Genomic DNA, 26095 nt, shown 5'->3' on the forward strand with positions numbered 1-26095 from the left:
CTGAGTTCAGCCTCTTAACTCATTATTACCCTACATTTAATTAGCCTACTAAAATTATGAAAATTGAATCTATATCTATTCAAAATTTTAAACGATTCGACAATTTACCCCCTATTTCTTTTAAACACAAAACTCTACAAGAAGTCAGCGATCAGTTTTTAATTTTAGGTGATAACGGTTCAGGTAAAACCACAATTTTACAAGCCATAGCTTTACCTTTATCATTAGCTACTAAAAAAATTCAAAAAGTATCTGATTTTAACTGGATTGGATTTTTAGCTAGTCGATATTGGCGATGGGGAATACCTCATATTGAATTAGAAATCTCTTTTGTAGATGAAGAAATTTCAGCAACTAAAGAAGTTGCTGAAATTTGGTACAATTCCTTACCTGAATATTTCCAAGAAAGAAGAAAATTTGTTGAGCCTGGAGATAACAAAATCTTAAAACTTGTCTTAGATGGTGAAGATTGGCAAGTAGGAAATCGAGAAGAAGATCGGTTACAATTTCTGGGACGTAATTATGTACAGAAAACTTTCAAGAAAAACCCTGCTATTCGTTCAAAGTTTGCAAAATTACCCGGAGTATTTTGGTTTGATCAATATCGTCTAAAAACTAGCGATACTGGTAATACAGAAGACGGTAAAAAAGATGATATAGCTTCTATTGAAAGTATAGCAAGTTTACGTCCTTATTTACTCGACTGGACAGAAAAAAGAAAAACCCCTAATTATAATTCTGAAAATGATTATTACCTTAAACTAGAAAATTATTACAAACGTATTTTTAAAGGTCGTTCTTTTGCTGGATTGGAACCATCAACTAATCAAGGAGATGAGCCTTTTTTCGTACTTAATGACGAGAACAGAACTTATGATATTGTAGAAATGTCTGGAGGTGAGTATTCTGTTTTTCCCATTCTATATGAGTTTGTCCGTCAACAAATTGCTTATTCAATTGTTTTAATTGATGAGCTTGACTTAAATTTGCATCCCCCGTTAGCTCAATTTTTTGTTAATCAGTTACCTAAGTTAAGTCCCACTTCTCAATTTATTTTCACTACTCATTCAGAAGCCGTAACCGAAATTATTGGTAATGATGAAATTTATCGGCTAAAAGGGGGAAAATTATGTCTGTAGATTTATTATACTGTGAAGGTGCAGAAGGAAAAAAAGACTCTCGTGTTCTAACTAAAGTATTGGATGGATTATGTCAAATTAAAGCCATTGGCAGTAAATATGGTTTTAAAGAAAAAGTTTTAATGAGCAGAGAATTAAGACCTGAGACAATTATTGCAGGTTTAAGAGATAGATATTTCGATGATTTTGAAAAAAATCAATCTCTTCCTCAGCTTACACCTCAAGAATGGCAAGTTACAGACAATCAAAACTCCATTCATATCGGTTGGTATTGGGAAAGGAAAGAAATCGAAAATTACTTGATTGACCCTAAAATAGTTATTCCAGCATTAGGTACAAAAGCACCATCATTAGACAATTATCAAAGCATTTTAGAGAACTCTGCTTTAAAAATTTATACATATACAGCAGCGAGAATATCATTATCTTTATCTCGTGTAAGGTTGTCCCCTTTACCTAATTATTGGGGTGAGAAAAAATGGGATTTTCCTTTTCCCTTTGGACAAATAATAGATGAGGCATCTTGTCGTTTAGAAATTCAAAGAATTCGCAACTACTATCAAACTACACAAGTACCTGAAGAACAAGATATAATTAATAAGTTTACAGAAATGCTTACTCATTGTCAACCAGGAGGGTTTCGTTTTGACAATCAGAGTTATTTAACTTTTTTCTCTGGTAAAGATTTACTCTGTGCTATGGAAGAGGACTTAGTTAATTTAAAGTTAGGTACTCCTGCTGATTTCCAAGAACGAATTCTAACAGGAATGAAAAAACTTAGTGATGTCTGGCAATATTTACCTGAATGGGTAAGATTACGAGAATTGATACAAAACTATCAACCTATCAATCTTAAATAGCTTTAGCATTTGCCGCTCCGCAAAATTGATAATTGAATGTTTATAAAGCGATCGCCTACAATGCCATCATACAATCAGCGATCGCTTTGTTTTGAGGTTTTCTGCAAAGCGACGCCGAATAGCCCGTCGTAGACATCGCCTACAATGCCATCATACAATCAGCGATCGCAATATACAAAAAAGACTCAAACTATGAGTGTATCCAACACTAATACTGTTAACGCTGGTAAAGACGGCAATCGCGCATCATTTGTCAAGAAAAATGATGCACCTCCACGAGATGTTACAACGCTAAACTCACCACGAAACATTGCTTCAAAAAAAGCATCTGTAACATCCAAATAATTAGGATTTTCTTCAATAAAGTAAATAAGTGGAGCAGTATCCAAACCGACAATTTGCCCCTGTAGCGGAACTAGCCATTCCATGAATCACGTTCCTGGTTAACGTATTCTTGAGCATCAACGCCATTCCAGATTTCTTTACCTAACCCACGTAATTCTAGAATGCTACGCTTTGGTTTAGGTGTCATCATCACCTGTTGACTAACTAAACTTGACAAGTCTTCAATTAAGCGTATTTGCTCTTCATAAGTTAGGCTTTGAGCTTGCAATAGTACTTCTTGATAATTAGACATAAAATCTATACTTCCACATTAATCTTACATCAAATTAGTATAATTATACTATAATTTATCATAATAATTGCTTGGAAACAATCACCATGATAGACGGTAAAGCTATTTCTATTTCCTTATTTACAGGTGCATTTGGTTTAGATTTGGGTATGGAACAAGCAGGATTTCAGACAGTAAGTGTAGTAGAAAAAGACCGTGATGCTGCAAAAACAATTGCTCTTAATAGACCATTCCTTCAAGAAAGTGCTGTTTCTAGAGAAATAGAAAAAGTCAGTTACCAAGAATTATTGGAAGAAGGTGGAAGAGTTTTAAATTTAGGTAGAGCCTTAGCCAAAGGTGAAGTAGACTTAGTAACAGGTGGTCCACCTTGCCAACCATTTAGTACCGCAGGAAAAAGAGGTTCAGTTATGGATCCTCGCGGTAGTTTGTTTATGGACTTCATCCGTATTGTTAAAGAAATTCAACCCCGTTTTTTCTTGATGGAAAATGTGAGAGGTTTGCTTTCTGCTCCTCTTCGTCACAGGCCAATTAACCAACGGGGAAAAGATTACCCCCCTTTAGAATCTGATGAAATAGCGGGTGCTGCATTAAGGGTGGTATTAGCAGAAATGGAGGAACTGGGCTATAACGTCGTTTATAACCTTTTAGAAGCAGCAGATTATGGCGTTCCACAAAATAGAGAACGTGTAGTATTTATTGGTTCTAGAGATGGTGAAGCTGCTACATTTCCTTTACCTAAATATTGCAAAGATGGTAAAAAATTACCTAAATGGCTGACTTTACGAGATGCAATAAATGGTTTGATTGATCCCGAACCAGAGTTTATGACTTATTCAGAAAGTCGTCTAAAATTTTTAAGATTATTGCAAGCCGGACAAAACTGGAGACATTTACCAGAAGAATTAAAAAAAGAGGCTATGGGAGGCGCTTATAATTCTGGAGGTGGAAAAGTCGGTTTTTACAGAAGATTATCTTGGGATAAACCTTCGCCAACAATAACAACAAGTCCGCAGCAAAAAGCTACAGATATGTGTCATCCTGTAGAATTACGTTCATTGAGCGTCCGCGAGTCTGCAAAGATTCAAACTTTCCCTGATGATTGGATTTTTTATGGTTCGATAAGTTCTAAATATAAACAAATTGGGAATGCAGTACCAGTAATACTTGCAAAAGAAATTGGTAACTATCTTTTCAATTTGATTCAAGGAAATAAACAAAAAGGTAAAGAAGTGGCTGAACAACTTTCCCTGTTTGCTTTATAGAATTTATTTTGCAGCTAACTCAGTAAAAGCTTTATCAATTTTCTGTAACATATTTCTGACATGGTTCTCAATAAGGTTATAATCCATGTGAATTTTGTCCCAAAATACTTTACCTGCAATCCGAGGAATTTTAGAATGATTAAATGTCCAATCACCTAAATTAAAAGCTGCTATAAATAAAGGATTTTGATGAATACTTAATTCCTGTTTTGCTCTAGGCACTTGAGAACCAGTTAATGTACCTTTTAGAGTTTTTAATTGTGCAAATTTAACTTGTTCTTCTGAAAATAAGATGATATCAATACCAGTAATTTTAATTCCAAATTCAAATTCAGGTATAATTACATAAGGGCTAATATTAGCTATTTCCTCCCAGAGTACTCCCATTTTTGTGCTAAGGCTTCTTGTCACTGAGTTGCTAGTAACTAGCAATTTTGCTCCACAAAGTTCAAAAAGATTTCGCGGGTTAGGATGATGCTCAAGTATTGCACTTTTATTTTCAAAATCAGCTTTTAACCAGTGAATAAAATTATCTGCAAATTTATCAGTTTTACTGCTAATTAACTCAGATTGTCTCTCTAATTCTAGAACTGATAAATTTTGGTGATCTTGTGCAATTTGATATTGAAAATAAGCAGGTGCTATTGAAGAGATAACTTTTCCGTACTTGTACGCTGTATGCAAATCTTTATCCGCAATATGAGTCACATCAATTAATAAAGTATGATTCAAAATTAGTATTTTACGTTCTTGGATAGAAAGAGGTAATAGAGTCTCAACCGTTAACTCAGTAAGCATAAAAGCTATATTGAACTCATTGGGCTTTCTTAGTGTTCCCCAAATTATCCACTAAACTGCAACATCTACATTTTTAAGGTTTTCTGGGCGGATCGCTTTATTTTTGAGGTTTTATGCAAGGCGATCGCTCACTCTTCCACAACAGGCGATGTCTAACGACAAGCCGAAGAAGCGTCTACACTTTATTTTTGAGGTTTTCTACAAGGCGATCGCTTACAATGCAATCATCGAAGTGGCGATCGCTTGTATATTAAATTTTATGGGAATATTCAAGTTGAAATTTTTCTATGGATGCGTTAACTATCAACTTTGCTCCTGTTCTTCAAATAACAGATGAGCAATTCTTCCAGTTATGTCAGATAAATGAATTAATCAGATTTGAGCGTAATGCTGATGGCACATTGTTACTAATGCCTTTAGTCGGAGGTTTAACTAGCAACCGCAATACTAACTTAACTGCTCAACTTGGAGTGTGGAATCGTGATGAGTCACTAGGTATAGCTTTTGGTTCTTCGGTTGGGTTTATTTTACCAAATGGGGCAGTTCGTTCGCCTGACGCATCTTGGTTAAAACGTGACAGATGGGATTCTCTCACACAGGAGCAAAAAGAGAAATTTCCACCTGTATGTCCTGATTTTGTAGTAAAGTTGCGTTCTCATACTGATTGTTTAAAAAGGCTACAAAATAATATGCAAGAGTACCGAGAGAACGGTGCTAGATTAGGTTGGCTAATTGATTTAGAAACTCGGCAAGTAGAAATTTATCGCTTCGGTAGAGATGTTGAAGTACTGCAATCTCCTTCTAGTTTATCAGGAGAAGATATACTACCTGAATTTGTGCTTAATTTTGAAGATATCTGGTGAATTGATTAACGCACTCACTCTTGGACAACAGGCGATCGCTTTGTTTTGAGGTTTTCTGTAAGGCGTAAGTGTAGCCCGTCGTAGACATCGCTCTTTGGGAGTGTAATTTTAAGGGGATGAGATATTGAAGTTCTTGGCCAGTGAGTATAATTATAATAACTAAACTTAATATCTAGCCAATATTACCACGAAGGAAATGCCAGCAAAAGACATTTACCATGATGCTGTTAAAAATGCCTTAATTAAAGATGGCTGGACAATTATAGCTGACCCTTATTTTTTGCAGCATGAAGATGCAGAACTTTATGCTGATTTATTTGTAGAAAAAGCCTTATTAGCAGAACAAGAAGGACGGAAAATAGTTGTAGAAATCAAGAGTTTTATCAGTCCTTCTCCCATGAGAGATTTTGAAAATGCTCTCGGTCAATATATTCTTTACCGCGATATTTTACAACTAGCCAGTAAAAACTATAAAATTTATCTAGCAATCAGAGATACAGTATTTGATACTTTCTTTCAAAGAAAATCTATTCAAGCAGTGGTTAAACTTCAGCAAATTGAATTTATTGTTTTTAACAATGAAAGGGAGGAGATTACTTTATGGATAAATTAATAAAATATCGAGAGTTAATTAAACAGGTGCTAACTCAATATGATAATTTATCTCGTCAATCACCTGATAAAATTGCGGAAAATTGTTTAGTGTTTGATGAGAATCACGATCATTATCTCTGGTTAACTGTAGATTGGCAAGGTAGTAAAAGACTTAAATATACTCATGTTCATATTCGGATTAAAAATGAGAAAATTTTCATAGAAGAAGACTGGACAGAAGAAGGAATAGCGACTGAATTAATGAAGTTAGGTGTAAGTACCAGCGATATTGTATTAGCTTTTCAGCCTCCAGATGTGAGAAAATTTACAGAATTTGCAACAGCTTAGTAAATTATTGTTCTACTCAGGCGATCGCATTTTTTTGAGGTTTTCTGCAAGGCGATACCTACGGTGAGCTTCTCTAAGAGACGCTTCGCGATCGCTAACGCACTCACTCTTCCACAACAAGCGATCGCCTACAATGCGATCATCGAAGTGGCGATCGCTTTTGGGAATGTGGAGAGGTACGTTAGCGTAGCTCACCGTAGGTATCGCCTATAGTGGTATTGTGTGTGTTAGGTATCACTACAAGCAAGAAAAATGGATAAAGGGGATAAAATAGTCTGTAGGCTAGGCATCTTTCCTGACTTAATCTTTCAATCTGCAATATCACTATGAATGCTTTAACCGTCGACCTTCAATCAGTATTGGAACTGACAGATGAGCAGTTTTTTCAGATATGTCAGGCAAACCGTGACTTGAGGTTTGAACGCACTGCTACGGGAGAATTAATTATTATGCCACCTACAGGGGGAGAAACTGGAAATCGTAATGGGAGACTAAATCAACAATTATTTAATTGGTCAGATACCGATGGTACTGGCATCGCTTTTGATTCTTCTACTTGTTTTAAATTACCTAATGGTGCAGATCGTTCACCTGATGCTTCTTGGATAAAGTTAGAACGATGGGATGCTTTAACTGAAGAAGAAAAACAAAAATTTCCCCCCATTTCTCCTGATTTTGTAATTGAGTTACTTTCGCCAAGTGATAGCTTGAAAGTTGCTCAAGAAAAGATGAGGGAATACATAGATAATGGTGTGCGTTTGGGTTGGTTAATTAATCGGAAATCGCGGCAAGTGGAAACTTATCGGCAAGGACAAGAGGTTGAGGTATTGGAATGGCCTGTTACTTTGTCAGGAGAAGACGTTTTACAAGGGTTTATTTTAAATCTTGAGGCGATTTGGTAACTGAAAAATAAAACAATAATCATGACAAATTTAGAAGCAGTAGCAGCTTGAAGATTATAATTCTATATTATTACACCCTACATTCCGCACCCTCAACTGTCACAATCGGTTTTTACTGGTTTTTAAACAGAAACAAAGCTACTGAATATACATAAAAGCAGTAAAATAACTTAAAGTTTATCTAACTTTTCTAAATCCTGTAAACATAAGTCGTCATTAATAAAATTAGCTAAAGTGCGAATCCTTTGTGTTCCATCTATGATTTCTAAACGAGCTAAATCTTTTGTTTCTAAAAGATTTTCGTCTGTTGCTTCCCCTGAAATATCTGCAACATAAATATAAGGAATAGGTAAACCTAACAAAATAGATTCAATAAATTTAGATTGTCTTTTTTCATCCCAAATCATCGCTCTTTGGTAATCTTGAATAAATAATTCATTAGAATCATCATCAAGACCTTTTAGGTATTTTTGAACTATAACTTCAATAGGGTACTCAATTGTGTTATAGTCAACGACTTTTTTCTTGTCACGGATTTGTATCTCTGCTTCTTCCTGCATTTGTTCTGTAATATTTTTGCTTAATAAATTGTTACTCATATTAGATTGACATATCTGAGTTGTTGCATCTATAGTATCGTACTTTTGATTATTCAATTATTGTTGTGCTGAATATAAATTTCAAAAAAACCCTTATAAATAAAAGAATTTAGCATTTTGCATTGCAAAATATTGCTTTAGCTGTGGCTTATGAAGTGCGATCGCTTACTCTTCCACAACAGGCGATGTCTAACGACAAGTCGCTATGCAATACTACTCGGTTAAGCATTTTGAACTCAGAATTTGGTTTGGGGAAAAGGTTAAAGGGGAAGGGTTAAAGGTTTTTTCTTTCCCTTTTCCCCTTCCCCTTTTCCCCTTAACCGACAAGTATTGAGTCGCTATGCGTCTACAGCTTTTCTCTAAGGCGACGCCGAATAGCCCGTCGTCAGACATCGCTCCTCATAAACTATCGAAGCATAAAATTAAAACATGACTATTCACAAAACGGATATGCTAAAAACGCTTTGGGCTACGTTCCGGGTGGTTTATGTCTAGAATGAAATAGCTCTGCCTATTTACCTGTCACCTTTTCAATAACTTCTTTTGCTTTTTCACCAAAACTTTCTGGGGGATTTTGTTCTTGTTCAGCCTTCAAATTCCTTTCGTAAGCCTTCTCTATAGTATTAAGATTTGCTGAATCTTTTATTGCTTGCTCATAAGCTTCTTGTCGTTCTTCTTCTCGAGCGCCAACACCTGGGTCATATTCGTTAGCACGATTAATTTTTTCTTCTGAATTTGGTTTATACTCTGGAGGTATTAGCTTTAATTCTTCAAGAGTAGTTGCATAACTAGCTTGCTGAACTAAAATAACGGAGCCTAAAAGGCTGATGAACATCATTAAGCCAACAACCAAAATACTTGAACGTAATGCTTGTTTTAAATTTAATAAAATTTTATGCACGAAAAAAAACTCCTATTTTCTGTTATGAGCCTTTGTCATCTCAATTATTTGTAAAACTGCACAAAAGTTCAGGCAATAAGGTGCTTAAGCCTCTTGTTTATGTAACCTCACAGGTAATCGGTATGATGTACAAATAGATTCGATATTCAAGACTCACAGGCATCGTAAATGTTTAGGTACAACTATTACTTCTACCGCAGGGCATATTAAAATAATTCGTAATTGGTAATTCGTAATTCGTAATGACGCTCTCTCCCGCATTTCTCACAAGCGCTGCAATCGCTATTACCAAACCTTTATCAGGCTTAAATTTTGAGCGTTTTAGATACTGCACGAATCACAGCAGTATGTCAAGGGGGTATTTTATCTCAAGTCTAAGTGGTATAAGCGTTTTGGGCTAATCGTTTAAACCTTTGTGAGAAATCCGGGTCTCTACGTCCCTTGCGCGTGTCGCAGACAGACGCTGCGCGAAGCTTGCTTGTCTGACAATTCAGGTCATCTGGAAAACCTCACTTCTATTTCTCTCTTCCTTTAAGGAGAGAGACTTTGAATTTCCCCCTTCCCGATGCGGGAAGGGGGTTAGGTTTTTGGTGGAGTTTTCCACATAACGTGAATTGTCAGGCTTGCTTCTGGGCCAATACAGTTGGGTTAAGCATTTCTTCCTCCTCTTTGCGTCCTTCCCCCTTGGGGCTAGCCAGGGGACTTAAACTCCAGAAATTAGTTAATTTTTCGCTTAAAAGATTCTCTTAAACCCAAGCTATTAAGCTATAACCAAGTGTGATTAATTTTAATTCCTCTATTTTGCATTACATCTTCAAATAAATTTGTTGGTAGTGCTTCTTCGACGGGAAAAACACCTGGTTTATTGAGTTTACCTTCTAGTAATAATTGGGCAATACTACCAGTGCCATAACCAGAAGCTACGGCTGTATTCTCATGGACTACTGTTGAACAATAAACGGCTGTTTCACCATTTTTTTGCCCTGTAACTTCTGAACGAACTGCTACCCCAATTCCACTAAAATTGTTAGTGAGATCTGTCATAAAATGGCTGACATGAGATAGAAATTCAATCGTGTAACGACGTTGCATTAACCACTTAGGAAAAACGTGTGCTGCAATCCAAGTTAGATGATTGTAAAAATCAGGAAGAGAGCCAAACTTAGTAATGACAGTTTTCACTGATGGGAAGGCGTGGGGTAGTGTAAAGGTTTCTGGCATATCAAACCAGTAAACTCCACTGCGTCCATAGGGAGGCGGAAACTCAACTAATTCTCTTTGACTATAAGGCTTGACTATTTGCCATTTTCCATCGATCCAAGTCTCAAAAGGATACTGCAACCCCAGAAAAGTTGTCCGCATGACTGTAGTACCAGCACCGCCAGAACCCGAAACTAAATAACTTAAATGGATCTTTTCTGGTTGATCAAATTGTTCGACACCTTGACGTACCATGCTGTTAGAAATACCAGGGAAAATACCAGTATTAATAATTGCCGTTACACCAGCCGCGGCAGCTTGTTCATGATAATTGAGAGCCTTGCTAGTATAGGAACGATGGTCGCTGACATCTAGATAATTAACGCCTTGAGCAATACAGGTTTCAAGAACATTAGTATCTCGATAGTGAAATGGCCCAGCACAATGAATGACTAAGTTAGAGTTTGCGATCGCATCTCGCAATTTGTCAACTTCTGCTAAGTCCAATACCAAAAACTGCACTTGTCCTCCTGAAGACAAGCTAATAGCCCTACCAAACTCCGCAGAACGCCCAGTGATCGTAATTTGTGCCTGCGTATGTGTAGCTAGATCATCAGCTACACTGCTACCAATGCGCCCTCGTCCACCAATAATTAAAACGCTGTCTGTCATTACTCCGGGTTCGCAACACTAACCTTATTTCATCAGTTTTGTGTCCTGTTTGCCATCGGTTACAAGTATGAGTTGCTTGTCAATCAAGGAAGAGTTTGAATTTGCTTAACTACCGTTAGCGCCGAATAACTCACCCCAGCAGTACCTTCGCCGGGGTGGGTGGAGTCACCAACTAACCATAAATGCTCGATGGGTGTGCGATTGGCAAAGCCAAAAGGGCCAAAGGTGGGTATTCTTTGACCAATACCGCCAACTATACCGCGATCGCGCCCTGTGAAATGAGCAAAGCTGCGGGGTGTGGCGGCTTCTTGATAAATAATCGTTTCTGGTTTGAGATAAAAATATTCGGCAAGACGTGCGATCGCTTCTTTGGTAAACTTTTCTTTTAGTCCTTCATAATCATCAGTCTCCCACCACGGTGCTGGATCGACAAATGAAGAAGCGATAATTGTCCCTTTCCCCTCTGGTGCGCGACCGTCTCCAGGATGACTAACAGAAACAAATAGGGAATTATTCTCGCCAATGGGGCCATCAGCATCGTAGAGAAATTGCAGGTGGGGAGGACACCCAGGTGGAATAGCACTGGCGTCTACACCTAAATACACTACAAAAGCGCCCGATGCTTGGGGTAGTTTTTCCACTCTGTTTTTATAACCAGATGGCGCTTGTTCTCCCAATAATTGCACCAAGTTTTGCACGGTGACGTTACTAACTATGTGGTCGGCTGCTTCTGTCCAGACTTCGCCAGTTTTCTGATTTCTAATGACAACAGCAGTAGCTTTACCGTTTTCTACTTTGATTTGTTCTACAGTGTGGCGCATCAATAGTTTGCCGCCATCTCTTTCTAAAGATTGTACCAGGCGATCGCTTAATACTTGCATACTTCCCTGGAGGTGAAACAATCCTTGGGGCAATTGGGATACACTCAACGCTGTGGCTGCATATAGCAATGCTGTTTCGTCTGCATCCACCTGGGAGTATAGCTTCAGTTGCAAATCCAAAAAAGTTCTTAGTCGTCGGTCATTACCCAGTCCACATAACCGTAAAGCATCTCCTACCGTAAACAAGGTGAAGGGTACAGTAATTAATGTACTGAGACGCACCGCTTGCGTTAGCTGCCACAAATCCCATAAATTACGTGGTGGTAGCACCGGATCGCGCCCTTGAAATTCCCAACTGGCATTAAATAAAGTTGCCATCAACTGCCAAAACGGTTCGCTACCAGGAAACTGTTTTTGTCGTTCCTCTTGCCATTTCTTTTGATCGCGCCAAACGTTGATGGGTGTGCTTTCCCCAGGTAAATACACCGCACAAGCAGGATCACAAGGCGTTGCTTGGGGTAAATCTATTGACAATTCTGAGAAAATGCGGTGGTGAATTCCCCCTGGTTCCAACCCCGCCACCTGAGTTGCTCCCACATCAAAGGTAAACCCCTGGCGTTTAAACGTCGAAGCACAGCCTCCCGGTACAAGAGCTTGATCCAAAATTAAGACGCTATAACCTCTATGAGCTAATAATGCTCCAGTAGTCAGTCCACCTATTCCTGCACCGATAATTACTACACGAGATTTACTTTTGTCAAGAGAAATGCTGGACATTGACATTTATATTTATAATTCTTAATATTGCTATTCATAATTTTACAGTGTCAACTAACCCACAGGCGGGAAAATTCTTCTTTGCGTCACTTCCTGATGCGATCGCAATGCTTATTTGGAGTCGCAGATAAGATATAAGGAGTAACAAAGCTCCTCACACAAGTAGCAATGACCTCAACCCTGCGGAAATTTACTAGTCTCAATGCCCCAACGCTGCACCAGTTGCCCAATGGTTTGACAATCATTGCCGAGCAAATGCCAGTTGAAGCCATAAACCTCAACTTATGGATTAAAGTTGGCTCTGCTGTAGAAGCTGATGCCATTAACGGCATGGCTCACTTTTTAGAACACATGATTTTTAAAGGAACAGAACGACTAGCTAGCGGCGAGTTTGAACGTCGAATTGAAGAACGGGGTGCTGTTACCAATGCCGCTACTAGCCAAGATTATACTCATTACTATATAACGACTGCGCCCAAAGATTTTGCCGAGCTTGCGCCACTACAAATAGATGTAGTATCGAATGCGAGTATTCCTGATGATGCCTTTGAACGTGAGCGATTGGTAGTTTTAGAAGAAATTAGGCGTTCAGAGGATAATCCCCAACGGCGGACATTTCGGCGGGCGATGGAGACAGCTTTTGATCATTTACCCTATCGTCGTGCAGTATTGGGGCCAGAATCGGTGATTGCCGAACTTAAACCCCAGCAGATGCGAGATTTTCATACTAACTGGTATCAACCCCAGTCAATTACTGCCGTAGCTGTGGGTAATTTGCCCGTGGAAGAGTTAATTGCAACTGTTGCGGAAGGATTTACAAAAGCCACTAAAACTCCCCACTCCCCATTATCCCTTATCCCCATTCCCCACTCCCGACTAATTCCTGAGTCACCATTTACAGAAATTGTCCGTCGAGAATTTATCGATGAAAGTCTGCAACAAGCAAGACTAGTGATGGTTTGGCGGGTTCCAGGAATGACCGAGTTGGATCGCACATATGGATTGGATGTTTTAGCAGGAATTTTGGGACACGGACGGACATCAAGACTGGTGAGGGATTTACGAGAAGAACGGGGATTAGTATCTTCAATTTCTGTGAGTAACATGAGCAATCAGCTACAAGGGACGTTTTATATTTCAGCTAAATGTGCAGTGGAAAATTTATCAGTTGTAGAAGATGCGATCGCTCAACACATTGGCAAACTACAAACAGAGTTGGTAACAGAATCAGAAATTGACCGTGTACGGCGGCGAGTAGCTAACAGATATGTTTTTGGCAATGAAACACCAAGCGATCGCTCTGGGTTGTATGGTTACTATCAATCTTTGGTGGGAGATTTGGAACCCGCCTTTAATTACCCAGTGATGATTCAGAGCCAAAATGCAACAGACTTGATGCAAGCAGCTAAAGACTATCTTTCCTCAAATGCTTATGGTGTAGTTTTTGTCAAGCCGTAAATTAAAGTTAGGAGTTAGGAGTTAGGAGTTAGGAGTTAGGAGTTAGGAGTTGGGAGTTAGGAGTTAGGAGTTGGGAGTTAGGAGTTAGGAGTTAGGAGTTAGGAGTTGGGAGTTGGGAGTTGGGAGTTGGGAGTAAAATGCTATGATTGTGACTCCTCACTTCTAACTCCCAAATTTAACACTCTTTTATGTATTTGAACCACAAATAGACCTCTCTCCTACTATGATAGAGGCTTTGATTTTCTCCCCTTCCCTTGTAGGGAAGGGGCTGGGGGTTAGGTCTCATAATTGTGGTTCAAATACATGAAAATCGCTGTAATTTTGAATTTTGAATTTTGAATTGATTCATGACTCTCACGAGATAAAAGTCAGAAACCAATGTTTATGATTAGTTTTTATAAATTTAGGCGTAGGTTGGGTTGAGGAACGAAACCCAACAGCAAGAATCCTTAATTTTGTTGGGTAACACTAAAATTCAACCCAACCTACAAATATTTTATTTTTTCAGAGTAATAAAAGAGGGTTAATCATGTGGACTCAAATCGACGCACATATCAGCCAGGTGACTGGCGAAAAATTTCAGAGTCAGCAACGGCGATCGGTTGGTGGCGGGTGCATCAACCAAGGTTATGCTGTCTCTGATGGTGAGATCACCTACTTCGTCAAGCAAAATCTTGCATCCCAAGTCGCCATGTTTGAGGCTGAGGCTTTGGGTTTACAGCAAATGATCGCAACGGCTAGTATTCGCGTTCCCAAACCAATTTGCTGGGGTACAGCTGCGAATTCTAGCTACATCGTCCTGGAATGGTTGGAACTTGGCGGCGGTGACAGCAATTCGTGGGGAGAGATGGGGCGGAAGTTGGCGGCGATGCATAAAGCTAGCAGCAGTCAAGGTTTTGGTTGGAAAATTAACAATACTATTGGTTCCACACTCCAAATCAATACTTGGACAGTAGACTGGGTAGAATTTTATGTTACGCATCGGCTGGGTTATCAATTTCAGCTAGCAAGGCGGGGGGGAGGTAATTTTCCCAAACAAGATAAGTTACTGGCGGCTATTCCTAAACTATTGGCGGATCATCAGGTGCAACCTTCTTTAGTACATGGCGATTTATGGGGGGGAAATGCTGGGTGTACAGCGTCAGGAGAACCGGTGATATTTGATCCTGCAACTTATTTTGGCGATCGCGAAGTTGATATCGCTATGACAGAATTATTTGGTGGTTTCCCAGCAGGATTTTATAAAAGTTACAACCAAGTTTTTCCTTTGGATGCAGGCTATGAGCAGAGAAAAACTCTCTACAACCTATATCACATTTTGAATCACTTCAATTTATTTGGCGGCGGTTATGCTTCTCAAGCTAACCGGATGATTGACCAGATTTTGCACTGAATCCAAAAGTTGGCGCAACTTCTTCTCAGGGATGTCAAAAAACAATGGGGATAGGCGAAACTAGAGCCGGTGGCAAAGAAAGTGAAATCACCCTCGGATGATTAGAATTGAATCTATTGGACAAATTGCAATTTATTATGTAATTTATTGTGAATTTTATTCTAAACTAAGTCATTCAATACTATAAGGTTACAGAGATGCAAAAAATTTTGAACTTCTGTTTCGAGATTGAATTTTATCTAAAGATCGCTATTAGTTGCACAATTGTTCAGCAAGTATTCTATTTGCTTTTAAACAATATCGAGATTAACTTTATAACGCAGGTGCTGTTGTACTGGGTCGTTGGTTCTATCTCATTTTATAGTATTGGCCTTCTCATTGAAAAAGGAATCAAAAGCAACGATATTTTGAAGAATAAGCTGAGTGCAAGGGTCAACAAAGTCAAAAATCAACCATTTCCTTCATTTACTTTCAAAGGCATTATTGCAGGAGAAATCAAAGCTTTTATATCAGCATTAATAATTCTATACTTAGCTCCCGAAGTTCATAGAGGAAATAGCTTACTCTTAAACCTTGGATGGTTCTTGATGAGAATAGTCGCTGCTGATTTCTGTTTTTATGTTGCCCATCGTCTCTTGCACACAAGATTATTGCAAAAAATCCATCTTAAACATCATGAGTTTCGTGACTCATCAAGTTTTGTTGCTGGGCATAAAAGTTTTGTTGAATATATTATTGTTACGATCACTGACGTTTTGCCTATTTTTATATTTGGATATGACATCACTCAACTATGTGCATGGAGCGTTATAGGCAATATTTACAACCTAGAAGGTCATAGTTCTTTGTCAATATTTTTCATTCCATCAGATTTTCATGATCTTCATCATACTTGTTTCAATGGAAATTATGGTATTCAGGGATTTTGGGACAGAGTATTTAACACACTAAATCCTCCTACTAAGAAGCCCCGAATTATATTTCCTATGAGCTTTATTGAGGATATAACTATTAAGTCGTCTATTAGTAATGACACAAAATCAACATAGTCAAACTAAAAAAATCATTATATTGCAGCAGATTTCAAGTTGGTGAGGTACAAAAATACCCCACCCACCCCGATGCTAAGGGGCTACGGTGTATACACAAGTGACTTATTTTGCTCAAACCGCTCTCAGACCTAACAAGAACAGCCCCAACCCGAAGTCAATCTTCAAAGCCCCTCTCCGCCTCGGAGAGGGGTTTGGGGAGAGGTCTGCCGACTTGTGTATACACGGTAGATGCTAAGGGGAAGGTTGGGGAGAGGTCATTGGTGACAAGTTAAGATGAACAATTATTTGTCAATAAGCAATAATACTGAATTATTTCGACAAAATCAGGCTGAAAAACACAATTTTTCACACTACGATGCTTAGGTTGGGCTACGCCTAGGCGTCATCGAAAGTAGTCTTTAGACTACTTTCGCTATAAGAGAGGTGAATTCATTCTCAGGCGGGTTAGATGAGAATGAAATAGCCCTGTGCTTAAGCCTTTTTCAACCAGCTAAACATAGCGCGTAAATCTTTACCAACTTCTTCAATTTTGTGTTCAGCTTCTTTACGACGTAAGGCGGTAAATCCTGGTTTACCAGCTTGGTTTTCCAGAACAAATTCCCGTGCAAATTGTCCAGATTGAATTTCGCTGAGAATCTTCTGCATTTCAGCTTTAGTTTGTTCAGTGACAATCCGCGGCCCACGGGTATAATCGCCATATTCAGCCGTATTAGAAATGCTGTCGCGCATTTTAGCTAAACCACCTTCCACAACCAAGTCAACAATCAGTTTGACTTCATGCAGACATTCAAAATAAGCCAATTCTGGTTGATAACCAGCTTCTACCAAAGTTTCAAATCCAGCTTTGATTAAAGCACTCAAACCACCGCACAATACTGCTTGTTCGCCGAATAAATCAGTTTCGGTTTCTTCGCGGAAAGTTGTTTCGAGAACGCCAGCACGAGTACCACCGATACCTTTAGCATATGACATAGCGCGATCGCGTGCCTGACCACTAGCATCTTGATAAACTGCAAATAATGCTGGTACACCTTCACCACTTTCATAAGTCCGCCGTACCAAATGCCCTGGCCCTTTTGGTGCTACCATCACCACATCTACGTTAGATGGTGGTACAACTTGCCCAAAGTGAATATTGAACCCGTGGGCAAAGGCTAACACATTGCCTTCTTGGAGATTGGGTTCAATCTCGTTTTTATAAATCGTTTTTTGGACTTCATCAGGTAACAAAATCATGATGAAATCAGCAGCATTAGCAGCATCTGCAACATTTTTCACAGTTAACCCAGCCGCTTGGGCTTTTGCGACTGACTTACTACCCGGATATAGCCCCACAATCACATTCAAACCACTATCTTTGAGATTGAGAGCGTGGGCATGACCTTGGGAACCATACCCGATGATGGCAATAGTTTTTCCAGCCAAAAGGTCTAAATTGGCATCTTCGTCATAATACATCCGGGCCATAGAAGCATCTCCTGTCAGCAAGCATCATTAATTGGCAGGCTTACGATTGTACCTTAAATTGAGTAACCACAGATGAACTATGAGACATTGAATTTATTCTTTTGAACTCAGGGGAGATGAGGAAGATGAGGGAGATGAGGAAAATAACTAATGACTAATGACCAATGACCAATAGAGATCTGGTGAAAAAGAATAATGTAGAGACGTAGCACTGCTACGTCTCTACAAGGGTTATGGGTAACGCATATTTAATTTCTACCAGGTGTCTAATGACCAATGACCAATGACCAATGACAAACCCTGTTACATAAATCGCAACAATACTGGCTTTGAGTTTTTCTTCAGCAATACTGGGATTAACTTCATCCATCTGAGGGTAGATTATGTACGCTTCGACTAAATTATTGCGCACATCTGGTTTATTTATAAGTGCATTATTAGGAGGGGTGATTTTTACTAGTTGCGCCTCTTCTCATCAGTCAACAAATAAGGCTTTACCTCCAATTGCAGCTGATGGCGGGGCAAATCCAGCATCTGCACCTGCTAATGAAAGGAGTATTTCCCAAAAGGCGGAAGCTGCACCAATAGCCCGTTCTCGTCCCCAACTGATCAAAAAGGCAGCAATGTCTTTGACTGTCAACTCTGTAGTTCAGACTATTGATGCTGTTTCCCAAATTATCAATAAACAGCAAGGGGATTTGATTGGATTGAAACAACTACAACCTAAAAACGACAACCCGCGTTACACAGCAACAATACAATTGCAGATACCAGAGAACCGACTGGAATCTACCTTGGAAGAATTAGCTAAATTAGGCACTGTGGATAGTCGTAATATCACGGCGGAAGATGTGGGCGATCGCTTGGTGGATTTCCAAGCTAGATTAACTAATTTGCAGAAAACTGAAGCCAGTTTGCAAAAAATTATGGATCGAGCGGGTTCTGTTAGAGATGTGCTTAGTGTTGCTCAAGAATTGAGTAATGTCCGACAAACGATAGAACAAATTAATGCCCAACTCAAAAACCTACAAAATCAAGTTGCATATTCCACTATTACCCTGAACCTACAAGCAGCAGTTTCTAGCACCAGTCCACAACCTGCCTTTGGTTTGCAAGTTCAGGAAACTTGGAACAACTCTACCCATTCTTTGAGTGCATTTTCCGTTCGCTTACTCAAGGTGGGTATTTGGTTAATTGTTTACAGTCCCTATTTGTTAATTTTTGTTGCTCTTGTCTATAGCTTTAGGCGTTGGCGGCTAACTCATTCACCACGTTTGACACAAACACCAGAATCAACTAGTTCTGAGTGAACTTGCATAAATTTTTAAATCTGCGGTATGCGAACAAAGAAGATTTCAACAACTTAGATAATTTTTTGCAGTGGTTCATGACTAGTATCGCCCTTGAACTAGATTTGGTTCAACAAGTAGAGGAATATTGGGCTAAAAGCCATCACAACAGCAAGATTAAGTGCAGAAAATGTTTTGAAAGATATGTGTTACCAGGCGATAAACCTCTAGCGATCGCTTTAGATGAGGTAGACCGACTTTTCCCCTATCAAGAGATTGCCGCGGCAGTCCCTACCCTACTGAGAGTTGAGGGTAGGGACTGCCGCGATACGTTAAATCAGCCGCACTGTTGTCGAGGCTAGGATCGCTGTTGAAGGTGCGAAACCACATTTTGGTTGCTATTTTTACGATCGCCCTTCTACCCCCTGAACGGTTACTACATTTTTAGGCTAGATGCCTAGCCAACATTATCTCTATCTGTTAACTTGAGCAGTGGAGACTTAAGCTTCTTAGCTTAACCAAGTCTTCTAGTCATGGCTGGGTTTCTGGCGAGCGGATTTCTGCCGAACAGCTTGATCATGGTTTCAGCAAATTCTTTATTATCGTAAAACTCATGCATCAAAGTAATAGGTTGGGAATAAAGTTGATCGCTAGAAAAGATCGACTTCCAATCTAGTTCGATGCTATCAACAACTCCAACTTTTTTCATCTCTTTGAGGAATTCATAAGCAATCAGCCCTTGGCCGATGGCAGACGGATGAATGCCATCCAAACTAAATAGTCCACCTTGTCGTAGTCGCCCAGCAGTATCTGCGTGGTAGTATTTGGTGTTGACTTGGGGATAGACAAACTTGAAGTATTCTGGGAATTCATACTGCACCTGTCCAGCATTTCGCTTGAAGGCAATTTGTTGTAAGGCATTGGCAAGATCAACAATGTGATAACGTGGTTGATCTTGCTGACTGTTCTTACTATTGACCAGTTCTTTGATTACTTTATTGTATGTGCGAATACAGTCATCAATGTAAACGGCATCTTGTAGGGTCAGGTATAGGGTTCCGGTTTCTCTAACCGTATCCTCTTCAAAAGGGAAATAGGTGTAGTATTTGTAGTAAGTTAAAGGTTTCTCCTCTCCGGGCACGTGAATTTCAGTGGTTGGGCCTACGCCTTTTGCCAATGGCGCAATAGTTACAAACGGTACTGTTCCAATGAAAACATTCCAATCGGGGTTGGTGTTATTTTGCATGATTGCATCAACCCGATCAAGCAATTCTTGATATTCAACCTTGAAATCCTTGGGATGCCACAGGTTCCATTTTTCTCTTACCTCACGAAATGATTTGGGATCTTGACTTGGGTTTTTGAGAATATGATCTGGGTCATTGGGAGTTTGATTAATTTCTAAACCGATTACAGTTCCAAGTGCATTGTTTGCTCCCAACCAGAGAATTAAATTCTCAACTCCCCCTGGAGCGATTGTATGGTGCTTCAACCAACCAAGTTGGCTATGGTTGTCAAAAATAGGATTTAAAGATGGGTTGAGAACTTTAAGTGCAGTCCGGTAGAAGACAGCATTGGGCAGACCGAAGAAATCATCCTTAGCCTCTCCTTTGTCATTACTAAGTTTAATTTGATCCTTGCAAACCTTGGGCGTGATCATCCAAGAATCAGCAACATCAAAGCCCTGAATTGCTACATTATGGAAGAATTCAATTCCTCCTGGATAACGCTGTTCAGCACTACCTCCTTGCCGTTCATAGTAATCTTCAGCTTCATCAAGTACCCCCTCAAGAGTTGGTAATATGGTCAGCCAATCTAGGGCATTGATATCTGAGCCATATTTTTTCTCCAAACGCCGTAGAATCTTCTCAATATTGGCTGGTAGTCCGCCCACCAACCATTCAGGATACAGATATTCAGCACCAACTTTTAGCCCCATTGACTTAGCAATCAAAGTTGAAAAACAAAGGTCTGTTCGGGCTGCTGCCAAAGACATAAAGCCTTGAGAAATACTGTCACCAATTGTAAAGAGTTTCATTTATTGGATTCTGCTGGAATTGTACCCCAAGAGTTTAACTTATCCTCTAAGAATCGAGTGAGGGCGACGCCGAATAGCCCGCCGCAGGCATCGCTTAGTACAGCATTTCATAAATCCGTGACGAATTGAGCGACCTATTAGTAAGGATTTGCGAGATTTAATAGCGCTACGAACTTGTGAAATTCTGTACTTAGTTTCCTCCCTTGATTGGGGGCTACGCCTACGTAACTACCAATTAAATTACTTTGGCTACTACTATTAACAAATGTGCAATTAACGTATTATGAAAGTTTCGTGACAACTTTTTGCACGAGAAAAGAATAAGTGCATCTGCCAAACTAACCAAGACTTTACCCGCCAAGCTGCCATTGAAAGGTCTTCTGTAGATGATTTTGCAGATAAGTCAAAGCTATGTTGGTCATAGTGTAACCATTTGGCTGGTAAGTGTCCCATCGGTGTCATAGGGGATAATTTAAAAGTTAGTTGCTCATAATCTAACCAGTTTCCCTCTTTTCGCCAACCAAGGCAATCACCAAGTCTCTTTTCTGTTTCATAGTCTACTTGACCACCCATTTCGCTCCAGATACTTTGCTGAACACTGAAGCCGAAATAACCATAACTATATTGTTGCCAAAGTTGCTCAATGCTATGGAAACATTCACAAGGAAAGTTAAGAATATCTTCCTTATAAACTTCATTCCAATAATTCTTTCCTATAACTTGTAGCATTAATTTAGCGGTTTCAATATCAGCTTCTTTCCACTTTGATTGTGCCAGGAGACTTTGCAGTTGACTATTATCAATATTTTTCTTGTTGTCAAATTCTTTTGCAGAGTTAATATCATTATTATTTTGTTTTATCAACTCTGTTTTTTCAAGAGAAAGTGTAGAATTTTTATAAATAATTTTGTTTTCTTCTGTCCCTAGTACTTTCCTTTGATCAACCAGTTGAGTAGACATATAATTAGATATTAAGTAAATTGCTTGATTTAAAGGAATATTATCATCACTACAATCCAAGTTATGAATTTGCAAATTTAATAATTTAGACTCCAAAAAAGCATCTTTCAATCTATCTCTTTTATCATAACTTGCTACTAATAAATTGATAATATTACCAGAAACGGTCTCAATATCTTGTATTGTTGATAAATTGGACTGAAAATTTAAAGTATTATTTGCTAGGTTTTTAATTTCCTCCACAGTTGCATAAAAGTTTGCATCTAATTTTACTATTTCATCTATTAAAGATTGAAATGGAGTAAAATAATCTTCAAAGTTGATTACTGTCTTAGCTATTTTCGCTATTTCTTTACGAACTTTTATGGCTTTTGTTTGATATTCATAAACCTCTTTATATAATTCTAATTCTTCATGTATTTGCTGAATATTTTGCTTTTGACTTTTAGTATCTTCTCCTAAAGTTTTAATTCCTTCAGTTAGGAATTTTACTTTTTCTAGCATCAAAAAGTTAGTATTACTCAAAAGTAAAATTGATTTGAGATTTTCTTGCTTTTCCCATTTTAAATTTTCAACAATTTGAGGATGATGATGATTTTTTATTTCTAGTTTATTTATCTCCGCATTTAGATTTTTAATTTCCAGATATTTTTGAGTAAATAAATGTTTCCAGTCATCAGTAAATTTCAACAAAAAATCTTGATAACTCTCTTGATAATTTTTTATGAAATCAATAAGTTGAATATAATCTTTAATTAACAATTTAGTTAAGCTAAAAATTTCTCCTTGACTAATTTCCTGTTTTCGTTTAATTATTCCGAATAAAGAAGAATTATATTTAATACCTTGCTTAATTAATACTTGACATTCTTTAATTTTTTTTTGAGCTTTTTGAAATTTTGAATTATTTACAATAGGTAATTGATAATTTCTTTCATAAATGGTAATAGACTCATAAGTAATTAGTTGTCTTTGCTTTTTAGTTAGCATCACATTGATCCTCACAAGAGTACTGACTTTTCACGGGAAGTCATCAAGCCCCGAAAAAGCGTAACTTTTTTCACAGCCTCATTCTCAATAGCTCAGGGTTAATGAAAATAGCTAACGGAAAAATCAGGGCTTGGGAAAACATGAAAATGACCTTTTTCACAAACTTATCGTAAAAATCTTGTAGTGAGCGCGATCGCATTAAGTGCAGTTCCCTCTGTTGAATGTTGCCGCGACACTTACCCCGCAAGTGTCGCAGCTTGTAAATACGGGCTTATCATTGTTTACTATTAGACTTGTATCCCTCTTCGCATTATCTCTTAGTCTTGTTCAAAAATCAAATAGGAGTCCTATAGAAGATGACTAGTGTTTCTTGAAGGATCAGTTTGACTTTTTCTCAAAAGGTGTTGCGTCTTTATAATTCAAAAGTCCCAAAATTTTTACCTAAAAAGCATGAGTAACCGCTAAACTTTCAGCCATTTCAAAACTTTGGGGTCTTTGTTGTAACGATAGGTAGAGCCATCTTTAGTAGTAAGAGACCTGCCTTGGCTTGCTCTGCTTCTAACAGTGCCAAGTGAATAGTCTGTTAATGTCTGCATTTCTTTATGAGAAAACCCTTCAATTGTTTCTGTTACTACCCCTTTTTCTAGTTGAGTTTGGGGTTGATTCTTATAAAAATCATTTATTGTGATTAGAGCATTGTCAGAGGTACTAGTAACAATTTTTTTTACTTTTTGCTGCTGATAATCCTGCACGCTGAGAAGTTGCCAAGTGGAATCTTGTGAAAGTTCCAGAACCCATTGATGATAATTAAATAAACTTTCTCGATGTCCTACACTGATAAAAGTTGTTTTAGTCTTTTGTAATTGTTCATATAAATTACCTTCATTTTTTAAATCCAAAGCACTGGTTGCTTCATCTAATATAGTGAAACTTGGACGAGTAACTAATACTCGTGCAAATGCTAGGCGTTGTTGTTCTCCCAGTGATAAGATGTTTTCCCAAGGAACTTCTGTATCGAAGCTATCAACTCGACTCAGCAAGTTTTGCAGGTTGACTTGTTGCAAAACTTCTTTAAGTTCTGCGTCGGTCATTTGACGATTTGTATTGGGATAGAGTAACTGTTCACGCAAAGTCCCCAAAATTATATAGGGACGTTGGGGTAAAAATAAGACTTCTTCTAAAGGAGGTCGCACCAGACGACCAGTACCCGCATTCCACAAACCAGCGATTGCTCTCAATAGAGAGCTTTTACCTCCACCACTGGGGCCGACAATCAATAAACCTTCTCCTGGTTGAACAGACAGCGATAAATCTTCGACGATCACTTGTTCATAGTTGGGCGTCTGTAAAGTGACATCCTCAAAAGCGATATGGTTTTCTTCTATTGTTTTAATGGTACTAACGTTCTCTGGTTGTTTGGTAACAACTTCTAAGGCATTTGAAAACTCAGCTAAACGTTCAGCGTAACTAGAAAATCGTCCAGAAGTCCCAAATTCATTGATTAATTCAGCTAAAGCATTAGCAAATAGATTGCAGGCTATAGCTGCTTGAGTAACTTCTCCAAACTCCATTTCGCCTCTTAGCTCTAACGGCCCAAGTACTATAAATGGAAATATTTGTATAGCGGCCTGATATCCTCTCTTAAAAAGGTCTTGATTTCTCTCCCAATTTATCTTCCGTTGGGCATCTTTTACTAGATGGTTAAATTTGCGGGCAATAATATTTAATTCTTGGTTTTCTCCTTGGAAAAAAGCTATAGACTCAGCCTGATTACGAACATGAGTTAAACAATAACTATAATCGGCTTTAGATTCAAGTTCTTCTTGATTAATCTTAATTAATTCTTGACTTAAGTAAACAGCAATTAAATTGCCGATGATAGTATAAGCAATTAATATGACTGCAACTTGTTGAGAAATTGACCAAAGAATTATTAAAAAAGCTATCATTTCCAGCACTTTTTCTAGATAAGTAGCTGAAAAACTGAGAGCATTTCTTGCAAGCGGTTCGATTTCTTGAGATAGACGTTGATCTGGATTATCAATATCAGATTTGAAGTTGATTTTATAATAGGCTCGCTCACTTAAATATTTTGATATAATCTGATTATTCAGCCATTGATACCAATCGAGAGCTATTTGTTTTCTAAGAAATTTAGAAAATCCTACCAAAAGCGTTACTAAAATTAGGACAATGCCATAAAGGATTAATATTTTAATAAACTTATCTAAATCTTTTTCTTCAATAATGATATCAAGCAAGTAACGATTAACGAAGCTATTAAAAACAGTTGCACCTACAAGTGCAATTATTAATAAAACCAACAGAACGAGCATTCCCCATACGCGAATCACGTCTGAAAATGCTCTTTCTCCTGGCGAGGTTGGATACCAGTAAGGGCCAGCGATCGCTTTTACATTCTCCCAAAATTGAGTAAAATTTGAAGAAGTATTTGTTAGAGGTTGAGGTTGAACAACTTGGGTTGGCATATTCTAGAAATAAGATAAAATTTTTTGTAACCAGATTCAGTACTTTTTATTGTTGAGCAATGAGTAATAACTACCGAGGGAGGAGCTCCACTCACCACTCGGAACCTAGAACTATATTTGCACTCACTTTCATAAAGGATTTAACCAAGCTTCATACGCTAGAGTTGTATCTGTAACAATCAGTACTTGCTCACCTTTGCTGTAATGAAGCAGGCAAAGATACAAATGAGAAACACCATTTTCTTGTGCCTTTTTTTTCATTTATTCCACTTTTTCTACTGTCGCTTGTTCGCTCTGTGTATATCTGTCTACAAAGTCAGCAAATTTGATTGGAATTGGATTCACCAAAGTTCTCGCGCCGTGGAAGCCCCTGCATTCATGCATGGGGGTAAGGCGCAGGCGATTTCAATCGCTGTCCCCCTTGCGGGGTTGGATAAGTAGAGGAGTAGTACTTATCCACTTCCCTGTATGCCGGGAATTGCCTTGCTACTCCAGTAAAGTTAGCTTCTCCCAAGGGGAGACGCTGCGCGAACGACAATGTTAGAGGTCGGTAACTATCTAAACGACACTGGTTTAACCCCTTAAG

Annotated in this window: 29 protein-coding genes; 14 read left to right on the forward strand and 15 right to left on the reverse strand. The window is 38.4% G+C overall.

Going from position 1 to position 26095, the window contains the following annotated elements; genetic code table 11:
* Positions 1-56: 56 nt before the first annotated feature.
* A complete protein-coding gene (locus tag LC605_RS03045; RefSeq protein ID WP_229546101.1) occupies positions 57-1139 on the forward strand; it encodes an AAA family ATPase in 1083 nt (360 codons plus the stop codon).
* Positions 1130-1999, forward strand: a complete 870-nt coding sequence (locus tag LC605_RS03050; protein WP_229546102.1) for a hypothetical protein — start codon at positions 1130-1132, stop codon at positions 1997-1999. The genes LC605_RS03045 and LC605_RS03050 overlap by 10 nt, the downstream gene beginning before the upstream one ends.
* A 185-nt stretch (positions 2000-2184) precedes the next feature.
* Here LC605_RS03050 and LC605_RS03055 read toward each other — a convergent pair whose 3' ends face one another.
* Positions 2185-2427 carry a hypothetical protein gene (locus LC605_RS03055; protein ID WP_229546103.1) on the reverse strand — a complete coding sequence of 81 codons (243 nt, stop codon included), beginning with the start codon at positions 2425-2427 and terminating at the stop codon, positions 2185-2187.
* Complete coding sequence (locus tag LC605_RS03060; RefSeq protein WP_229546104.1) at positions 2415-2636, reverse strand: hypothetical protein; 222 nt, start codon at positions 2634-2636, stop codon at positions 2415-2417. Before LC605_RS03060 ends, LC605_RS03055 begins: the two co-directional genes overlap by 13 nt.
* Before the next feature lie 86 nt (positions 2637-2722).
* Between LC605_RS03060 and LC605_RS03065 the strand changes: the two genes are divergently transcribed.
* Positions 2723-3898 carry a DNA cytosine methyltransferase gene (locus tag LC605_RS03065; protein ID WP_229546105.1) on the forward strand — a complete coding sequence of 392 codons (1176 nt, stop codon included), beginning with the start codon at positions 2723-2725 and terminating at the stop codon, positions 3896-3898.
* 3 nt (positions 3899-3901) lie between these two features.
* On the opposite strand, the gene LC605_RS03070 is transcribed toward LC605_RS03065, so the two are convergent.
* Positions 3902-4696: a hypothetical protein gene (locus LC605_RS03070; RefSeq protein WP_229546106.1), complete on the reverse strand. Its 795-nt coding sequence runs from the start codon at positions 4694-4696 to the stop codon at positions 3902-3904.
* A gap of 103 nt (positions 4697-4799) precedes the next feature.
* Here LC605_RS03070 and LC605_RS03075 point away from each other — a divergent pair, with 103 nt between their 5' ends.
* From LC605_RS03075 to LC605_RS03090, 4 genes are all read left to right on the forward strand, one after another.
* Positions 4800-5033, forward strand: coding sequence for a hypothetical protein (locus LC605_RS03075; RefSeq protein WP_229546107.1), 234 nt, complete (start codon positions 4800-4802; stop codon positions 5031-5033).
* Positions 4984-5559, forward strand: coding sequence for a Uma2 family endonuclease (locus LC605_RS03080; protein ID WP_229546108.1), 576 nt, complete (start codon positions 4984-4986; stop codon positions 5557-5559). The genes LC605_RS03075 and LC605_RS03080 overlap by 50 nt, the downstream gene beginning before the upstream one ends.
* Positions 5560-5755: 196 nt before the next feature.
* Positions 5756-6172: a XisH family protein gene (locus LC605_RS03085; protein WP_229546109.1), complete on the forward strand. Its 417-nt coding sequence runs from the start codon at positions 5756-5758 to the stop codon at positions 6170-6172.
* On the forward strand, positions 6160-6501 hold the full coding sequence (locus tag LC605_RS03090) for a XisI protein (protein WP_229546110.1): 342 nt from the start codon (positions 6160-6162) through the stop codon (positions 6499-6501). The genes LC605_RS03085 and LC605_RS03090 overlap by 13 nt, the downstream gene beginning before the upstream one ends.
* A gap of 12 nt (positions 6502-6513) precedes the next feature.
* Here the strand turns inward: LC605_RS03090 and LC605_RS03095 are convergent, their stop codons facing one another.
* Positions 6514-6696, reverse strand: a complete 183-nt coding sequence (locus tag LC605_RS03095) for a hypothetical protein (RefSeq protein ID WP_229546111.1) — start codon at positions 6694-6696, stop codon at positions 6514-6516.
* Between the two features lie 131 nt (positions 6697-6827).
* On the opposite strand from LC605_RS03095, the gene LC605_RS03100 reads away from it, so the two are divergent.
* Entirely contained in the window at positions 6828-7403 is a 576-nt protein-coding gene (locus LC605_RS03100; protein ID WP_229546112.1) for a Uma2 family endonuclease, read from the forward strand.
* A 170-nt stretch (positions 7404-7573) separates the two neighbouring features.
* Here the strand turns inward: LC605_RS03100 and LC605_RS03105 are convergent, their stop codons facing one another.
* Positions 7574-8059 (reverse strand): DUF262 domain-containing protein, encoded by a 486-nt coding sequence (locus LC605_RS03105; RefSeq protein ID WP_229546113.1) that lies wholly within the window; start codon positions 8057-8059, stop codon positions 7574-7576.
* A gap of 65 nt (positions 8060-8124) precedes the next feature.
* On the opposite strand from LC605_RS03105, the gene LC605_RS03110 reads away from it, so the two are divergent.
* Positions 8125-8280, forward strand: a complete 156-nt coding sequence (locus LC605_RS03110) for a hypothetical protein (protein ID WP_229546114.1) — start codon at positions 8125-8127, stop codon at positions 8278-8280.
* Positions 8281-8513: 233 nt separating this feature from the next.
* Here LC605_RS03110 and LC605_RS03115 read toward each other — a convergent pair whose 3' ends face one another.
* From LC605_RS03115 to crtD, 3 genes are all read right to left on the reverse strand, one after another.
* On the reverse strand, positions 8514-8903 hold the full coding sequence (locus LC605_RS03115) for a hypothetical protein (RefSeq protein WP_229546115.1): 390 nt from the start codon (positions 8901-8903) through the stop codon (positions 8514-8516).
* Between the two features lie 765 nt (positions 8904-9668).
* Complete coding sequence (locus tag LC605_RS03120) at positions 9669-10775, reverse strand: saccharopine dehydrogenase family protein (protein ID WP_229546116.1); 1107 nt, start codon at positions 10773-10775, stop codon at positions 9669-9671.
* An 83-nt stretch (positions 10776-10858) separates the two neighbouring features.
* Positions 10859-12373, reverse strand: coding sequence for a C-3',4' desaturase CrtD (gene crtD, locus LC605_RS03125; protein ID WP_229546117.1), 1515 nt, complete (start codon positions 12371-12373; stop codon positions 10859-10861).
* 168 nt (positions 12374-12541) lie between these two features.
* On the opposite strand from crtD, the gene LC605_RS03130 reads away from it, so the two are divergent.
* The 3 genes from LC605_RS03130 (at position 12542) to LC605_RS03140 (ending at position 16273) form a co-directional block, all read left to right on the forward strand.
* On the forward strand, positions 12542-13831 hold the full coding sequence (locus LC605_RS03130) for a pitrilysin family protein (RefSeq protein WP_229546118.1): 1290 nt from the start codon (positions 12542-12544) through the stop codon (positions 13829-13831).
* Positions 13832-14360: 529 nt separating this feature from the next.
* On the forward strand, positions 14361-15224 hold the full coding sequence (locus LC605_RS03135) for a fructosamine kinase family protein (protein WP_229546119.1): 864 nt from the start codon (positions 14361-14363) through the stop codon (positions 15222-15224).
* 284 nt (positions 15225-15508) lie between these two features.
* Positions 15509-16273, forward strand: coding sequence for a sterol desaturase family protein (locus LC605_RS03140; protein ID WP_229546120.1), 765 nt, complete (start codon positions 15509-15511; stop codon positions 16271-16273).
* Between the two features lie 474 nt (positions 16274-16747).
* Here LC605_RS03140 and ilvC read toward each other — a convergent pair whose 3' ends face one another.
* The gene (gene ilvC, locus LC605_RS03145) at positions 16748-17743 is read right to left on the reverse strand and encodes a ketol-acid reductoisomerase (protein WP_229546121.1); all 996 of its coding nucleotides are present in this window, start codon (positions 17741-17743) and stop codon (positions 16748-16750) included.
* A 214-nt stretch (positions 17744-17957) separates the two neighbouring features.
* On the reverse strand, positions 17958-18113 hold the full coding sequence (locus LC605_RS03150) for a hypothetical protein (RefSeq protein WP_229546122.1): 156 nt from the start codon (positions 18111-18113) through the stop codon (positions 17958-17960).
* Positions 18114-18126: 13 nt separating this feature from the next.
* On the opposite strand from LC605_RS03150, the gene LC605_RS03155 reads away from it, so the two are divergent.
* A complete protein-coding gene (locus tag LC605_RS03155) occupies positions 18127-19053 on the forward strand; it encodes a DUF4349 domain-containing protein (RefSeq protein WP_229546123.1) in 927 nt (308 codons plus the stop codon).
* The gene (locus tag LC605_RS03160; RefSeq protein ID WP_229546124.1) at positions 19050-19394 is read left to right on the forward strand and encodes an AAA-like domain-containing protein; all 345 of its coding nucleotides are present in this window, start codon (positions 19050-19052) and stop codon (positions 19392-19394) included. Before LC605_RS03155 ends, LC605_RS03160 begins: the two co-directional genes overlap by 4 nt.
* Before the next feature lie 152 nt (positions 19395-19546).
* On the opposite strand, the gene LC605_RS03165 is transcribed toward LC605_RS03160, so the two are convergent.
* The 5 genes from LC605_RS03165 to LC605_RS03180 all read right to left on the reverse strand — a co-directional run.
* Positions 19547-21070 (reverse strand): hypothetical protein, encoded by a 1524-nt coding sequence (locus tag LC605_RS03165; protein ID WP_229546125.1) that lies wholly within the window; start codon positions 21068-21070, stop codon positions 19547-19549.
* Positions 21071-21343: 273 nt separating this feature from the next.
* Positions 21344-23020 (reverse strand): GUN4 domain-containing protein, encoded by a 1677-nt coding sequence (locus LC605_RS03170; protein WP_229546129.1) that lies wholly within the window; start codon positions 23018-23020, stop codon positions 21344-21346.
* A gap of 461 nt (positions 23021-23481) precedes the next feature.
* Entirely contained in the window at positions 23482-25509 is a 2028-nt protein-coding gene (locus LC605_RS03175; protein WP_229546126.1) for an ABC transporter ATP-binding protein/permease, read from the reverse strand.
* Positions 25510-25638: 129 nt separating this feature from the next.
* Positions 25639-25770, reverse strand: coding sequence for a hypothetical protein (locus LC605_RS32760; RefSeq protein ID WP_267868388.1), 132 nt, complete (start codon positions 25768-25770; stop codon positions 25639-25641).
* A gap of 115 nt (positions 25771-25885) precedes the next feature.
* Positions 25886-26095: hypothetical protein (locus LC605_RS03180; RefSeq protein WP_229546127.1), on the reverse strand; the 210-nt coding region annotated here is incomplete at its 5' end.

The organism is Nostoc sp. CHAB 5836, assembly GCF_020829445.1.
In the GTDB taxonomy this organism is placed as follows: domain Bacteria; phylum Cyanobacteriota; class Cyanobacteriia; order Cyanobacteriales; family Nostocaceae; genus Nostoc.